Genomic DNA, 15,557 nt, shown 5'->3' on the forward strand with positions numbered 1-15,557 from the left:
TCTCACTTCATGGTCAGTTTGAGCTCGGCGCCCGGCTTCCAGTCCGCACCGCTGGCGGTGGTGCGCACCGCGCCAAGGAAGAGCCGCTCGCTCGTCAGCTTTTGCGCCAGCAAGTAGTCGCGCACCGCGGCGCCGCGCTCCACGGCCAGTTGGCGCATCGCCTCCTCGTCGACCGGCACGCTGGCGAACAGCAGGTTTTCCATCTCCTTGACAGGCAAGTCCTTGGCCAGGCCGACAAGATTGCGCGGCTTGGTGATGTCGGCGCGCTTGTAGACCGCAGTCAGCAGCTCGGGATATTCGGCGTCGGTGACCGGCGCCACATCGGTACCGGTCTGGCCGCCGCGCACCGCGACCCGGCGCTTCTCGGCCTGGGTGAGCTGGCGCACGCGCTGGCGCTGGTAGGCGTCGCGTTCCTTCTCGAGGCTGGAGGTGCCCACGACCGTCATCTCCAGCGTCGGCCGCTCGGTCAGCGCCTTGGCGACCTTGTCAAGGCCTTCCTTGGCCGCGGCGCTGAGCACCGAGCTGCCCGGCTCGAAGCTGATGGCGCTCGATTCACCGCTGCCGCCGCCCAGGCCGCCCGTGAGCAGGCTGAACGGCGCCGTCACCGCCTTGACGATCAGGTTGACCACGGCCTTCCAGATGAGCGGCCCGACGCTGAACTGCGGATCGTTGAGCGAGCCGCTGAGCGGCAGGTCGACGTCGATCACGCCGTTGCGGTCGGCCAGCAGGGCCACCGCCAGTTTCACCGGCAGGCTGTTGGGCGCGCCGGCGACTTCCTCGCCGAATTGCAACTGGTTGAGCACCAGCTTGTTGGTGGCGGTGAGCTGGCCATCGGGCGCGACCTTGTAGTTCACGTCCATGCTCATCTTGCCGCGCTCGATGCCGTGGCCGGCGTAGCGCACCGAGTACGGCGACAGCGGCGCCAGGTCGAGGTCGCGCATCTTGGCGGTGATGTCGAGTTCGAGCGGCTTGGCCAGCGGGTTGAGCTTGCCGGTGATCTCCAGCGCAGCGGTCTGCTGCGCCTTGCCGCGCAGTTCGAGGTCGGCCAATGCCGGCCGGCCGCCCTGCCCGCTCGGGGGGTTCGACGAGAAGGAGCTGAGCTTGCCGGTCAGCTCGCTCAGGTCGGCCGAATAGTTGGGCTTCACGAACAGGTCGGTGAAGTCGATCTTGCCGTTCACCAGGCTCATCGGACCGAAGTTGATGACGGGCTTGGGGCCCGTGTCGGCAGGAGCCTGCGCCGTGGCGACGGGCGCCGCAGCCGGCTGGGCCGGTTCCGGGCTGCCGCCGACCATGGCTTCGGCCGATACCGGTGCGCCGTCCGAGCGCTGCGCAGGGGGCGCGCCGCGGGTGGTGGTGGTGGTGCCGCCCGGGCCCTTCTGGGTCTTGGCATCCGCGGTTGCCGCCGTCGCGGCCGCGCCTTCGGCCTCGCCCTTCTTCGTCAGGTTGAGCAGGTTGAGCCGGCCGGTCGGGTCGACGATCACGCGGGCGAAGAAGTCGGTCAGCGTTGTCTCGCGCACGTCCACCTTCGGCGGCGCGTTGGGCGCCAGGCTGACCTGCAGGCCGCGCAGGCTCAGCGTCTTCCAGCTCAGGAGCTGGTTGGTGTTGCGGTCGAAACCGGGCGACTGGGTCAGCGAGACGCTGTTGGCGCGGAAATCGTCCAGCGCGGTGTCGCCGGTCAGCTTCACGGTCATGCCAGCCGGTGCCGCCGCGTAATTGACCGTGCCGCGATAGCTCGCGAAGGCGCGGCGGATGTCGACGTTGAGCGCGTCCGCGTAGTAGGCCTTGAAGGCGTGCGCGGGGAACGAGATCACCTCGAGCCGGCCCTCGGCGGCCAGCGGCTTGAGCACCACGTTGCCCTTGTAGTCGAACTTGCCCGGCTCGGAGCGCCCGGAGCCGATGCGACCCGAGACCTGCAGCGGCGACACGGTGTTCGTCTCGGGCGCAATCTTCTGGGCGTTCAGCTTGAAGGCCGTGACCTCGACCGTCACCGGCAGCGCGCCGGCCTTGTCTGAATAAGAGAGGCTGCCGTTGTCGACCGCCATGCTGGCGATGGTCAGAGCCCAGGGCCTGGTGTTGGCATCGGCCTTGGCCGATCCGGCGCCGGCCGGCTTGGGCGCGGCCACCTTGGCTTCGGCGGCACCGTCCTTCGCGTCACCGCTGCCGGCCGGTGTGCGCAGCCAGCGCTCGAACATCCAGCGCTTTTCGCTGTCGCGCTCGACGCGCACCTTGGGATTGGTGGCGGTGAACGAAGCGATGTTCAGCGTGTGCTTCGTCATGTCGACTTCGGCGTCGACCAGCTCGAAGCGGCCGACGCTGGCCAGCGCGGTCTTGGTCTGGGTCAGTGCCAGGCCGTCGGCGGCCAGACGGCGTGCCTTGAACTTGAGGTTGGGCTGGTCCCAGGCGATGTCGATCTGGCCGCTGAGCTTGCCGTCGAGCGTCGGCTCCAGGCTCTGCGCCAGATAGGGGGCGGCCAGCGACAGCGGCAGCGCGTCGACCTCGGTCTGCACGTCCGCCACCTTGTCAGTGGCGCTGCCCTTGAACTTGAGCGAGGCGCCGGCAATGGCGGTGCTGCCGTTGAACTGGGCCGGCTTCTCCATCGGCCAGGTGACGGCCGTGACGTCGAGCCCCAGGTTGGTCAAGTCGACAGCCGCCGCGGGCTTGACGGTCTCGTCGCGCCAGCCGATGCGCCCGCCGCTGAGCGCCAGCTTGTCGACCTGCACCTTCAGCTTGGGCTTTTCCGCCGCCTTGCCGGGCGGCGCGCTGGCTGCGGCGGCGGGAAGCGGGGCCACCTTTTCCGCGGCGCCCGTGGCCGGGTCGGTGGCCATGAGGTTGAGCTGGCCCGAGGCATCGCGCGCCACCACGAGCTGGGGGTTGGCCAGCGCGATTTCGCTCAAATGGAACACCGACTCGAGCGGCCGCACATCGGCCAGCGCGAGCTTGAGCGAATCGAAGCCTAGCAGGTCGCGGCCCCTGGCGTCGCTCAGCTTGGCGCCGTGCGCCTCCACCGTGCCGTAGATCTTGAGGCCGGTGGTGGTCGCCTGCTGGAAGTCGATCTTCAGGTCGGCATCGAGGCTGCCGGCCTGCAGCTTCACCGGCAGGCCGCCGGGGATATAGCCGAGGTAAGGCACCAGGTCGAGGCCCTTGAACTGCACATGGGCGTCGGTCTTGCGGCTTGCCGAAAAGGGCGTGGTGAAGGCGGCCGAATCGAAGTTGCTGCCGTTGAGCACGAAGGCCAGCTTGGGCTCGGTCTTGACCTCGCGCTGCGACGCCAGGTTGCTCAGGAAAGGCACGTTGAGCACGAAGTTGCGCAGCTCATGCCGGCGCTTGACCGTCTGGTCGTCGAAATCGACCGCGCCGTCCTTGATCGAGATGTTGTAGATCGCAAAGCGCGCCGGCTCGGCCTTGGGGTCGGGCGGCGGGCCGGAAGCCAGCTTGGCCAGGATGTCGTCGATGTCGTACTTGCCGTCGGCCTGGTGCGTGAGCAGGATCGCGGGCGACTCGACCGAGACCGCGTCGATCACGGGCGCCAGGCGGAACAGCGATTGCAGTTCGGCATCGGCGTAGATGCGCTTGATGGCCAGTTGCGGCTGCTTGCCGTCGGCGGTGGCAATGCGCAGGTCGTGCAGCGCGAGTTCGAGAGTCCAGGGCTTGAAGTCGATCTTGCCCACCGTGACCTGCCGGCCCAGTTTTTCGCTCGCGATCTTTTGGAGCTGGCTCTTGGCAATCGGCGGCACTGCCAGCCATGCAACGACCCACAGGGCCAACAGGACCAGCAAGGCGACGATCCCACGTCGCACCCATTTGTTTTGTTTGAGCGAAGCTAAATCCATCGCGGGAGTGTGCCGCAAACAGGCGTCGCCGCAGAAACAAGAAAGCCCGGCAATGCGACTGAGCGTCTCATTGCCGGGCTTGATGGCGGGCCTAACACCCAAGCCATCGATTCGCACGACCGGAAGTCAATGGTTCCTGCCGTGCTGGCAGCAAGAGATTGCCGCCGTGGATCCTCCGTCGTTCGAGCCCTTGACTTGCACCGCGGGCTGCCTGACTTCGGAAAACGCCTGAAAAAACCAGGCCCGTTCAGATTAGGTGCCGCACCCTCGCATTGCAAATTCAATCTTCCGAGGGGTTTCCCTTAGGCGGAACGCCTCTGGCGGCCGTCGTTTTTTAAACATCTATTAGCATAAGAAACAAAATCCTTATGCTTGACCGAGTATTTAGCCGCGCTAGAATCCGCCCTGCTCCGACTGCCAGACGCAGAGGGGCCACCCTGAATCCGCTGCCGAGAACTTCCTCGGCTTGATCAGGTCGCCGCGCTCCTTACCCTACACCCTCCACGCGCGGAGCCTGATTCGTACCAATCCAAGCGCCGCTGCCTTCATCCATCGCCTCTCTGGGCGCTGCGATCAGGTGCCGCACAGAAAGGAAGAGCGATGAACAAGGCGTTTGATGCCACAGCCCGCGGGCTACGGACCTTTGTGTCCGATGTGGCAGACGGCTTTTTTGAAATCACCCACAACGGGTTCGCGCTGGTCGGCTTGGCCATCGTGTTCGCGGCCCTCGCCCTCGTGGCACGGCCCGATCTGCGCCAGACCGGCGAGGAACAGCTCATGGGCTGGCTGCAGTCGCGCAAACCCGCGCCCGAAGTCACCGACCTGGAGCCGACCGCCATCGAGCGCACCACGGCTGCCAGCCCTGGCGACCTGCCCAAGCAGCAGGCCGCCGTGGCTTATTGGCTCAGCAAGAAGTACAGCGTGGCTGCCGAGCCGCTGAGCGTGCTCGTTGCCGAGGCCTACAACATCGGCAAGCGCACCAAGCTCGACCCGACGCTGATCCTGGCCATCATGGCCGTGGAGTCCAGTTTCAATCCTTTCGCGCAGAGCCATGTCGGCGCCCAGGGCCTGATGCAGGTCATGACCCGCGTGCACGGCGACAAGTACGAAAGCGCGGGCGGCACGCTCACCGCCTTCGACCCGGTGACGAACATGCGCGTCGGCGTGAAGGTGCTGCAGGAATGCATCGCCCGCGCCGGCTCGCTCGAGGGCGGCCTGCGCTACTACGTGGGTGCGGCCAACCTGGAAGACGACGGCGGCTACGCCAGCAAGGTGATGGCCGAGCACGAGCGCCTGCTGCAGGTCGCCAACGGCCGCGCACCGTTGGTGCTGCCGCCCCGCACCACCGTTCGCGCACAGCCGATTCCCGTCGTGACGCCGGCACCGGCGCCGATCAAGGCCGAAGAAGGCTCCGAACCCGCCAAGGTCGCCCTGCTTTCCGCCGTTTCCTGAAGCTCGCCTGGCCGGGTGTGAGCTACACTCGGCCCCGTACGCGACTGGCGATAGGCGCAGCACCCGAACAAGGTGCCACGCGCTGACGTGGAATACCACTGGGAAGCGTGCCGCCTGACACAACAGGCGTTCAGCCGTTCGCCTGGGCAGCCCTTGTTTGGTTGAAGAACAAGGACCTCGTCTTCAAAGGACTGCCATGTACCAACGCAATATCCTGGTCGAACAGACCGATCCCGAGATCTGGGCCGCGATTCAAGCCGAAAACGCGCGCCAGGAACACCACATCGAGCTGATCGCCAGCGAGAACTACGCCTCGCCTGCCGTCATGGCCGCCCAGGGTTCGCAGCTCACCAACAAGTACGCCGAAGGCTACCCGGGCAAGCGCTACTACGGCGGCTGCGAGCACGTGGACGTGGCCGAGCAACTGGCCATCGACCGCGTCAAGCAGATCTTCGGTGCCGATGCCGCCAACGTGCAGCCGCATTGCGGCGCCTCGGCCAACGAAGCCGTGATGCTCGCCTTCCTGAAGCCCGGCGACACCATCATGGGCATGAGCCTGGCCGAAGGCGGCCACCTGACCCACGGCATGCCCTTGAACATGAGCGGCAAGTGGTTCAACGTGGTGAGCTACGGCCTGGACGCCAACGAAGCCATCGACTACGACGCGATGGAACGCAAGGCGCATGAGCACATGCCCAAGCTGATCATCGCGGGCGCCTCGGCCTACTCGCTGCACATCGACTTCGAGCGCTTCGCCAAGGTGGCCAAGGACGTGGGCGCGATCTTCATGGTCGACATCGCCCACTACGCCGGCCTCGTGGCCGCGGGCGTGTACCCCAACCCGGTGCCGCACGCCGACATCGTCACCTCGACCACCCACAAGAGCCTGCGCGGCCCGCGCGGCGGCATCATCCTGATGAAGTCGCAGCACGAAAAAGCGATCAACAGCGCGATCTTCCCGGGCCTGCAAGGCGGCCCGCTGATGCACGTGATCGCCGCCAAGGCCGTCGCGTTCAAGGAAGCGATGGCGCCGGAGTTCAAGGCCTACCAGCAACAGGTGGTCAAGAACGCCCAGATCGTCGCCGACACCCTCACCCAGCGCGGCCTGCGCATCGTGAGCGGACGCACCGAAAGCCACGTGATGCTGGTCGACCTGCGCTCCAAGGGCATCACCGGCAAGGAAGCCGAAGCCGTGCTGGGCAGCGCCCACATGACGATCAACAAGAACGCGATCCCCAACGACCCCGAAAAGCCGATGGTCACCAGCGGCGTGCGCATCGGCACCCCCGCCATGACCACCCGCGGCTTCAAGGACGAAGAGGCCCGCATCACCGCGAACCTGGTCGCCGACGTGCTCGAGAACCCGCGCGACGCGGCGAACATCGACGCGGTGCGCGCCAAGGTGCACGCGCTGACGAGCCGCTTCCCGGTCTATCGCTGATCTGCACGGCCTGACCGCATGAAATGCCCTTTTTGCGGTCATCTCGAAACGCAGGTCGTCGAGACCCGCGTTTCGGAAGACGCCGACTTCGTGCGCAGGCGCCGCCAATGCAGCGCCTGCGACAAGCGCTTCACCACCTACGAGCGGCCGGACGTCAACTTCCCGGTGGTCGTGAAGAAGGACGGCAGCCGTGCCGACTTCGACTCCAGCAAGGTGCGCGCCTCGATGATGCTGGCGCTGCGCAAGCGCCCCGTGAGCATCGAGCAGATCGACACCGCCCTCCTGCGCATCGAGCAGAAGCTCCTGGCCAGCGGCCTGCGCGAAATCGATTCGACCAAGGTCGGTGAACTCGTGATGCGCGAACTCAAGCGTCTGGACAAGGTGGCCTATGTGCGCTTTGCCTCGGTGTATCGCAGCTTCGAGGATGTGGACGAGTTCAGGCAGCTGCTGCGGGACATCTGAACCTGCGCAAGGGTGCTCAGTCAGGTGCCGCCTTCTTCCTTCTCGCCCCTGCCGCATGCCCCCAGGCCGCAATCGCCGCTCACATCCGGATTGCAGACTTTCGCCCGGCCCGATGCCGAGACGATGATCGACGCCCTGCGCCCCGTCTCGGCCTTCAGCGTGAGGCAGCCCGCGCTGAAACTCGCCTTAGCGGTCTGGCGCGAAAAGCCGTTGCCGTCGTAGCGCAGGCCTTGCGCAAAGCCGCCGCCGAGCGTCGTGTCGATGCTCACACCTTGCGGCAATCGATCGAAGCGCCGCAGCGTCCGGTACACATCGTTGGTCCAGGTTCGAACGACCCAGCCCTCGGACCAGTCGCCGCCCGCGAGCGCGATCACTTCCACGCCCTGCGCGCGCTGGATGGCCTCCATGCGCGCGAAGCTCAATGCCGCTCCGAAGCCCTGCGCGGCAGTTGCGAGACGCTGGTTGAGCAGCATGTCGCGAAAGCTCGGCACACCGATGGCGCCCAGCACCGCCAGGATGGCCACGACGACCATCAGTTCAACCAATGTGAACCCGGACGATGTCCGGGCTTCGACGCACTTCATTGCCAGCATCTGTGCGGCTGCGCTCCATCGCAGCCTTTGCCGCCGGTGCTGTCCACCCAGAGGTTGCCTGCCTGCGGGTCGGAGAAGCCCGCCTTCAGCGTGGCCGTCAGGCGGATGCAGCTGTCGAGGCTTTCCCTCCCCTGGCAATTGCCGCTCTTGAGGGTGTATTTGCCGCCCGCGCCACCCTCTCCCGAGTCACCCTCGTAGGGCTTGTAGCGCCCCACCCGGGTATAGAGGCGTTCCTGCTCCTGCATCTGCTGCATCAGCGCGGAGCGCCCCTCGCTGCGCCATCCCTTGCGCACGAAATCCATGTACGAGGGATAGGAGATCGCGGCGAGGATCGAGACGATCGCGAGCACGATCATCACCTCGACCAGCGTGAACCCGCGAAGCACCCGGGCCCTCATGGTTTCTCCCTCCGGTAGTCGACGACCTGGCGCCAGTTCAGGCGCCCGCCGGTCTGGACCACCTTGCCGTCACCCACAGGCTGCGCGGTCGAGATGCCGGCGCCCCGACCACCCTGACCGCTGCGTGCGCCGATGTTGACGATGCCCACGCGCCTGGTTTCCGGCCGGCGTCCGAATGCATCGGCCGCGCCGAAACCGGCGACGCCCAGTTGCACCACATGCGGCGCGCCGAGCATGCCAACGCTCGACGACGTGCAGGCACCGCCCTGCGAAAGCCCCGTCATCGCATTCACTGCGCAGCTGCGGCCGCCGCCGTCCACACTGCATGTGCTGGAATCGGGAATCAGCGTATTGAAGAACAACCGGCCGTCGCTCAGCACCGGCTTGAAGACCAGCCGCTCGCCCTGTCCGGGCCCCGCCGGCAGGTCGAAGTACCAGCCGCGCCGCGCGCCCGTCTTGCCGTCGAATGCGCCGTAGACGAAGGCGTTGCCGCCGATCGGCGGAAATCCGCCCTCGGCCCCGGGCTCGGCCTTGCGAGGCTGGAGCTGCGTGCGCGCCTCGCCCGCAGGAATGGCCACGCCGTTGTCGTACACGCCGTAGACGGTCTGCACCCCACGGCTCGAACGGCCGAGATCTTCGGCGCTCACGAACTTTCCCGTGCCGAAGAGCACGATCGCGCCGCCCGCCGGCCCCAGGCCGACCTCCGGCGCGACGGTGATCGGCTGCCGCTTCGCATCCACGCCATCGCCCGCCATGGCGACCATCAGGGGCTCGCGATTCAGCGCCAATGTCTTGGCGCCCCACGGTGCGTTGCCCGTGAAATCGAACTTCCACAGATTGCCCAGCGTGTCGCCTGCATAGAGGAAGCGCGTGGAGCCGTCCGGTGCTGCGTAGTCGCCCGGGGTGCTCAAGGCATTGACGAGGGTTGTGTCTGCCGGGGCTGGCAGGACGATCTTGTAGTAGTTGGCGTTCTGCTTCCAGGCTTCCCCTGGGGCCTTGTCCAGCGAGAGCAGGAACAGTGCCGCCTTCTTGTCGGGATTGGCGTTGTTGAAGCCCGACGGAACGACGGCGAACCAGCCATAGGTCGCCGCCCGGTTTCTCGTGGCCGCCGCGGTGCGGAACTTCATGATGCGTGGCGCCTGGGTCACGTGGCCCATGTCGTCGTCGTAGGCGCCGTTGAACTCCCACAGCACCTTGTCGGCCGAGAACGCTGCGGGGTCGGTCACGTCGAGCGCGAAAACCCCACTCGCTCCGCCGCCGCTGCCGGAAACCAGCACGGTCTTCCATGCACCGCTCGCCATCCGGGCCTCGCCGGTGGCGGGCGTCCCGTCGACGTAGCTGCGGTGGACGTAGTCGGGCGAGGTGTAGGCAGCCAGCCGCGCGAACATGATGCGCGGCACGTAGGCGAAGAGTTCGTTCCCGGTGCGGGCGTCGAAGGCGTGCAGCATGCCGTCGTTGGCGCCGACGTACACCGCATGCGCCCGGCCGCGGTGCGTGGCCATGAAGCTGCCGTAGCCCGCCTCCCGGATCGCGGGGTTGGGCGGCCCCACATGCACCGGGTTCGAATTGGTCACGTCGCCCATGACCGAGTCGCGCACGCGGAAGATGCCCTGCGGCGCGGACAGCTCCCTGCGCCGGTCCCCGCGCAGATAGGCCAGCCGTTCGGCACCCAGACCGTCGGAGGCTTCGGGCTGGACATATGGCGTCGCGTTCAGCCAGCCGCGCAGCCCGCTGTCGAGCGCCTCCCATTGGAACGGCGTGCCGATGCCGGCGGTCGAGAGCGTGAAGATGCGCCTGCTCGCGACATCGCGCGCGGCCACGGGCGGCGTTGCGTTGCTGTTGCCGGTCAGCAGTTCACCGGCATCCCAGTCGGGCTTGTCGGCGCGCTGCACCGAGCCGGTCGCCGCATCGACGCCGAGCGGATACGACAGCAGCGTGCCCGACCAGCGCCGCCCGTCGAACTGCGGCACATAGAGGTTCGCCCCGGCCTTCGCGATCGCGTCCGACGAAATGGCCCCGCCCACCGCGACGCCGCCCGTAGGTGCCGAGGCGCGCAGAAAGGCCCAGCGGATGGCTGCGCTCATCTGCAGCGGTTCGCCAGCCAGGAAGTAGTTGGCGGGCTTGGGCTGGCTGTCGGCATCGAGGCCTTCGGCCCACTCCGAACCGCCACCCGATGCACGGAACGGGTTGCCGTCGTCGTTGCTGTCGGCAAAGCCGCCGTACTTCGCAGCCAGGTAGAAGACGCTGCCGCGTTGCTTCTGCCCGATGCCCATTGCACCGCCGTGCGCCATGTCGATGGCGAAGGTCTGCACGCGCAGGCCGGGATGGTCGCTGCGGATCTTCTGCGTGCGGGCCCAGTAGGCGAGCCCGGCCATTGCGAACGCCCCCTTGTCGGCCCCGGTTTCCATGGCCGCGATGTGGGTCGACGTCAACGGCGCGCCGCCCTTGTAGTTGAACGCCCGCGGCCCCTCGTTGCCATGGGTGGTGAGGCCCGCCTTTCCCGAAGGATGGGTGTAGGAAAGCGCCTCCCTGTTCTCGAAGGCGCCGACCAGGCCCGTCCAGTAGGCGGTGTCGGGCTCGAGGGCTGCGTTGTTGAAGCTGCGGTCGAAGTCGCCGCCGGAGTCCGCCCTGGACATGCCGGGCAATGAGCGGTCGTAGTGGGTCTCGGCATCGCCGATCACCAGGATGCTGTTTCGTTGGCAGCTGGCGGCGATGGGATCCGCGTTGCTCCGGCGGCTCCCTGTGCCGGCCACGGCATCGGGCGTGGGCGCCTTGCCCTGCAGGTAGCGCAGCGATTCGTAGTAGAGCTCGCCCACCGGATCGAACAGGCTGTAGGCACCCTGCCCGGTGCTGCTGCGCCCGAAGCGGTTGATGGCGTTGACGACGCTCCCACCTTCCATCGCGTCGGCCTTGAACACCCCGGTGGTCGCATCCCACTCCGCCTGCGGGTTGTCCACCGTGTCGAAGCCCTCGTTGACCTTCTTCGGTCCGACGTGCTTCATCGGTGCGATCAGGACACCGCCGTAGCGCGAAGGGTCGTCGCCCGGCAGGTAGCCGAAGACGGAAAACTTCATCTGCCCGGCGTGGCGCTGGATCGCACCCACGGGTTTGAAGTTGCCGTCCGGGTACCTCGCGCAAAGTGTGGGCCGCGCAGCCGCTTCGGCCGCCGTGCACACCTCGACGCGCGCAAGGAAACGCCTGCCGCCCGGGTCCGCACAAGTGCCAGCTGCGGCAGGTCCTGCAGAAAAGCGGTCGAGGCAGTTGCTGAAATGCAGCGTGTCGGTTGCGAGCATCCCGCCGCCCGCACCTGTGACGAGCGGCGTGAGTCTGTCCAGGTTGCCGGTCACGGCCTTGGCCGGAAAGTGGGCGCTGCGATGAAAGTCTTCCGGCAGCATTGCGCGCTGCAGCACCGTACGGCCCGGTTCGTCGACCACGCGGTCGCCGCCCGTCAAGGCGAGGCGCACGCCGTCGAGGGAAGACGACACCGCCCAGTTCAGCAGATTGCCGCTCCACTGCTTCGTGCAGGCGGCTTCTCCACTGTCCCGCTTCGTTGCCGTGGCCACTCGCTTGAAATGGCCGTCCCCCGCCGCGTAGCTGTAGCAAGCCATCGGGTCCCAGTAGCCGCCGTAGCTCTTCTTCGCGTCGAAGTTGTCGCGGTAGGCCGCGCCTGCGTTCGCCCGCTTCAGCGAAAGATCGATCACCAGCCCGGGCTCGGTGCGCGATGCCAGTGAAAACATCGGCTCGCTCGGAAGTACCGCATCGGGCGGATTGGCCGCCATCGCGGCATGGGCGCAGGCGGCGGCGCAGGCCACCAGCGCGCAAATTCGGAGGAAGCGCATGCAGGTCCAGTCTTCAGGAAGGGCAGCCAGGGCTGGCGGCCGGTTTGTACAAGGTGGTCTGCAGGACGACCTGTGTCTCTTCGCGCATGCCATAGCCGACGGCGGTGACGCGAAACATGTAGCTGGCGCCCTCGGCGCTTGCGCTCTGCAGCATGTCGGCCTGCCAGCCGCCGCGGCTGCGAACGGCTTCCACGATGTAGCGCGGCGCGCGGGCCGGCAGCGCGCCAGCGCGGCGACCGGTGGCGGCGTTGCCGCTGAAGTAGGTCTGGCCTGTGAAACTGCCGTAGGCGACCGACTTGCCCCCGGCGGCCGAGAGATCGGCGGTGCTCCACGCCGGCTCGGCGCCCGGTTCGACAGGCGCACACAGCCCCTGCCGGTCGCCGGCGCCACCGCATCCCTCGACGAAGGCCGTCACGTCCCGGCGACTGAAAAGACAAAGGCGCTGCCGTGCGTCCTCGTTGGGCCCGAGCACATCGGTTTCGGCGTCGACCAGCGCGGCCTCGGCCGCCTGGAATGCCACCTCGGTATCACGGTCGTTGCGGGCGCTGCGTTCGGTGACCAGCGAGACCTGCGCCGCGGCGACACCCAGCACGGTGGACACGACCAGAAGCAGCAGCACGACGATCAGCGAGAAGCCCCGCTGCGGCGAACGACGGCACGGGCTCACGATGCCGGGCCCTTCATCGCGTTGCGCAGCATGACCGTGAAGGTCATCACGCGCCGCAGCCTGCCATCGGGCGGCGGCCTGAAATTCAGCGCCGAGAAATCGGTGCCCAGCGGATAGAACACCTCTTCCGCCTCATGGCGCCCACCCCGGGCGTGCGCACTGCGCGCGACCATGCCGATGCGCAATCCGACCACCTTTCGCCATTCGTCGGCGACCTTGTCCGCGGAGGCGGCGATGGCTTCGAGCTGTGCGGCGTCGAGCCAGTGCTCGGGAACGCCGTCGCCATCGGCGTCATGGCCGTAGACGACCTTGAACACCTCGATGCCCCGCGCCAGCGGTTGGGCCCTGAACGCGCCGCCTTTTGCGCTGCGGTATTTGCAGTAGAGCTCGGGCTCCTTGTCCGCGGCCTCGGCGACATAGAAAAAGCTCCAGGCGCGGTCCTCGGAGGTGGGCGTGTCCGCTGCCGGTCCGGGCTGGGCGAAGCCCATGCAATCGATCATCGTGCCGTCGGGCTCGGTGCCCTTGCCACCAGCACGGCTGCGGCCGAAGAAGCGGACGCGAAGCGAATCGCTCGCGTTGATGCCGCGGCTGCCATGCGCCCCGTGGCTCTCGCCGATGCCGCTGACGCGGGTGTCGCTCGCGCCCACGATGTCGAGGTCAGCGGGGTCGTTCGACGGCACCTTCATGGGTGTGCTGCCTGCGATGCCTTCGAAGCCCTGGTGATCGGGCGCGTAGTCGGAATAGCCCGCCTGCCGCACGACGCTCCTGACGACGAAGCTCGCGAACCTCAGCGACTCCTCTGTTGCCTGCGCGTCGGCATCGGCCGCAAACAGCCGCTGGCTGGCAATGAACGCAGCGGTGGCGGCAAGCACCACCACCAGCGCAACGGCGGTTGCGACCATCAGTTCGACCAGCGTCACGCCGCGCTGGCGCAGGTGGACCGTGCGGCCCGCGAACTCAGGAACCGGCTTGACCATCGTGCACCTGCCCTGCGACCAGTTGCATCACCAGGCGCGGCGCCGAGGAGGGTTGCGCCTTCGCGCCAATGCCGGCACGAGGCGTCCAGCCGAGCTTCACGACCACGGTGCGGCCCGTCTTGCTGCACGCCCATGTGTATTCGTCCGCCGCCGCATTCCAGGGGGCTTCGTCGAAGCACACGCTGAGGCGCGCATCGGGCAATGCCCTGGCGATACGGCGCTTCCACTCGCTCATGTCCCATGCCGCGAGGTCTGCCGTGCTGCAGGCTGCGTCGCGTCCCACGCACGCCGTGACAGCAGAAGCAGCGCCAGAAGCGGCATCGGCACGCCAGTCCTCGACAAGGTAGGCGTTGCCGGCGTCGTTGCGCGCGGCAACGCCCTTGTTCATGCGCGCCTTCTCCGACAATTCGCGCGCCAGATTGAGCGCAGCCGTGAATGTTGCCGACTCGTTGCTGGTGCGCACCGACGCCAGCAGCATGCCGACCGTGCCGAGCAGGCCCACGCTCAGGACGACGATGGAAACCAATACCTCCACGAGCGAAAAGCCCGCGGCCCGATGCTTCGTTGAAGCCATGTTCGATGTCCTCCCTGATCTGCTGCAACTTGTGTTGCTTCTTTATTCCCGCCATCGAGCTTCGAGCGTAGAGGCCGCTTGGAATGGCGCGCGCGCCGTTCATCCGCATTGGCATGCCGCTCGTATGATCGAACGGCACCGGTGTTAAATTTTTCCCGGCCTCACCCGCCCTATCCCTTCCCGTCCCATGCTCCCCCACGAACAAGATGCGCAGCACATGGCGACGGCCTTGCGCCTGGCCTCCGACGCGCTGTTGCTGACCGATCCGAACCCGCGCGTCGGCTGCGTGCTGTGCGATGCCGATGGGCGCGTGCTGGGCCAGGGGCACACGCAGAAGGCCGGCGGTCCGCATGCCGAGGTGATGGCGTTGCGCGACGCGGCGGCGCAGGGGCACTCGGTCGAAGGCGCGACGGCTTACGTCACGCTGGAGCCCTGCTCGCACCACGGCCGCACCGGGCCTTGCTGCGATGCGCTGATTGCGGCGGGTATCGGGCGGGTCGTGGCGTCGTTGGCCGACCCGAACCCGCTGGTCGCAGGCCAGGGCTTCGAGCGGCTGCGTGCGGCGGGTGTCGAGGTCGAGGTCGGCCCCGGCGCCGCTGAATCGCGCGAACTCAACATCGGTTTCTTCAGCCGCATGGTCCGCAAGAACCCGTGGGTGCGGCTCAAGGTGGCGGCCTCGCTCGACGGCAAGACGGGCCTCGAAAACGGCGTGAGCCAATGGATCACCTCCGCGCCCGCCCGCACCGACGGCCATGCCTGGCGCGCCCGCGCGAGCGCCGTGCTGACCGGCGTCGGCACGGTGCTCGAAGACAACCCGCGCCTCGATGTGCGCCTGGTCGAAACACCTCGCCAGCCGCACCTCGTCGTGGTCGACAGCCGCCTTCAAACGCCGCCCGACGCTCACATATTCATAGCAGGCCGCCCCGTGTGGATCTACGCAGCCGTCCGGGACGAGGCCAAGGCCGCCGCGCTGGAAGCCCGCGGCGCCACCGTCACCTGCCTGGCCAATGGCGATGGCAAGGTCGATCTGGGTGCCATGCTGAAAGACTTGGCAGCGCGCGGCGTCAACGAATTGCACGTCGAATCGGGCCACAAGCTCAATGGATCGATGCTGCGCGAAAGCTGCGTCGACGAGCTGCTGATGTACGTGGCCCCCAAGCTGATCGGCACCGGCCTCGACATCGCAAGCCACCTCCATGCGGGCGGTCCGCTCACCTCGCTGTCGGGCGTTCTTCCCCTGGAATTCAGGTCCGTGGATATGCTCGGCCCCGACCTGCGCGTGCTGGCCCGGGTGGCGAGAAGAGACAGGTTCTAGCGTTTAGCC

At 67.3% G+C, this 15,557-nt stretch carries 11 protein-coding genes and 1 riboswitch; of the genes, 4 read left to right on the top strand and 7 right to left on the bottom strand.

Going from position 1 to position 15,557, the window contains the following annotated elements; translation table 11 throughout:
* Positions 1-2: 2 nt before the first annotated feature.
* Positions 3-3,830, bottom strand: coding sequence for a DUF748 domain-containing protein (locus M2282_RS06515; RefSeq protein WP_280807958.1), 3,828 nt, complete (start codon positions 3,828-3,830; stop codon positions 3-5).
* 600 nt (positions 3,831-4,430) lie between these two features.
* Between M2282_RS06515 and M2282_RS06520 the strand changes: the two genes are divergently transcribed.
* The 3 genes from M2282_RS06520 to nrdR all read left to right on the top strand — a co-directional run bounded on the left by M2282_RS06520 (position 4,431) and on the right by nrdR (position 7,185).
* A complete protein-coding gene (locus tag M2282_RS06520) occupies positions 4,431-5,282 on the top strand; it encodes a lytic transglycosylase domain-containing protein (protein ID WP_280807959.1) in 852 nt (283 codons plus the stop codon).
* 30 nt (positions 5,283-5,312) lie between these two features.
* Positions 5,313-5,437, top strand: a riboswitch (ZMP/ZTP riboswitch).
* A 41-nt stretch (positions 5,438-5,478) separates the two neighbouring features.
* Positions 5,479-6,723: a serine hydroxymethyltransferase gene (gene glyA, locus M2282_RS06525; RefSeq protein WP_280807960.1), complete on the top strand. Its 1,245-nt coding sequence runs from the start codon at positions 5,479-5,481 to the stop codon at positions 6,721-6,723.
* Positions 6,724-6,741: 18 nt separating this feature from the next.
* Positions 6,742-7,185 carry a transcriptional regulator NrdR gene (gene nrdR, locus M2282_RS06530; protein ID WP_013541926.1) on the top strand — a complete coding sequence of 148 codons (444 nt, stop codon included), beginning with the start codon at positions 6,742-6,744 and terminating at the stop codon, positions 7,183-7,185.
* 20 nt (positions 7,186-7,205) lie between these two features.
* On the opposite strand, the gene M2282_RS06535 is transcribed toward nrdR, so the two are convergent.
* Genes M2282_RS06535 through pilV form a run of 6 tightly spaced genes read right to left on the bottom strand, consistent with a single transcriptional unit; the run spans position 7,206 to position 14,233 of the window.
* Entirely contained in the window at positions 7,206-7,778 is a 573-nt protein-coding gene (locus M2282_RS06535) for a GspH/FimT family pseudopilin (RefSeq protein ID WP_280807961.1), read from the bottom strand.
* Entirely contained in the window at positions 7,766-8,176 is a 411-nt protein-coding gene (locus M2282_RS06540; RefSeq protein WP_280807962.1) for a type IV pilin protein, read from the bottom strand. The genes M2282_RS06535 and M2282_RS06540 overlap by 13 nt, the downstream gene beginning before the upstream one ends.
* Positions 8,173-12,015 carry a pilus assembly protein gene (locus tag M2282_RS06545; RefSeq protein WP_280807963.1) on the bottom strand — a complete coding sequence of 1,281 codons (3,843 nt, stop codon included), beginning with the start codon at positions 12,013-12,015 and terminating at the stop codon, positions 8,173-8,175. The genes M2282_RS06540 and M2282_RS06545 overlap by 4 nt, the downstream gene beginning before the upstream one ends.
* Before the next feature lie 13 nt (positions 12,016-12,028).
* Complete coding sequence (locus M2282_RS06550; protein ID WP_280807964.1) at positions 12,029-12,682, bottom strand: pilus assembly PilX family protein; 654 nt, start codon at positions 12,680-12,682, stop codon at positions 12,029-12,031.
* A complete protein-coding gene (locus M2282_RS06555) occupies positions 12,679-13,659 on the bottom strand; it encodes a PilW family protein (RefSeq protein WP_280807965.1) in 981 nt (326 codons plus the stop codon). Before M2282_RS06555 ends, M2282_RS06550 begins: the two co-directional genes overlap by 4 nt.
* Positions 13,640-14,233, bottom strand: a complete 594-nt coding sequence (gene pilV / locus M2282_RS06560; RefSeq protein WP_280807966.1) for a type IV pilus modification protein PilV — start codon at positions 14,231-14,233, stop codon at positions 13,640-13,642. The genes M2282_RS06555 and pilV overlap by 20 nt, the downstream gene beginning before the upstream one ends.
* A gap of 187 nt (positions 14,234-14,420) precedes the next feature.
* Between pilV and ribD the strand changes: the two genes are divergently transcribed.
* Positions 14,421-15,548 carry a bifunctional diaminohydroxyphosphoribosylaminopyrimidine deaminase/5-amino-6-(5-phosphoribosylamino)uracil reductase RibD gene (gene ribD, locus M2282_RS06565; RefSeq protein ID WP_432422872.1) on the top strand — a complete coding sequence of 376 codons (1,128 nt, stop codon included), beginning with the start codon at positions 14,421-14,423 and terminating at the stop codon, positions 15,546-15,548.
* The last annotated feature ends 9 nt before the right edge of the window (positions 15,549-15,557 follow it).

Origin of the sequence: Variovorax boronicumulans, from assembly GCF_029892485.1 — a bacterium.
In the GTDB taxonomy this organism is placed as follows: domain Bacteria; phylum Pseudomonadota; class Gammaproteobacteria; order Burkholderiales; family Burkholderiaceae_C; genus Variovorax; species Variovorax boronicumulans_B.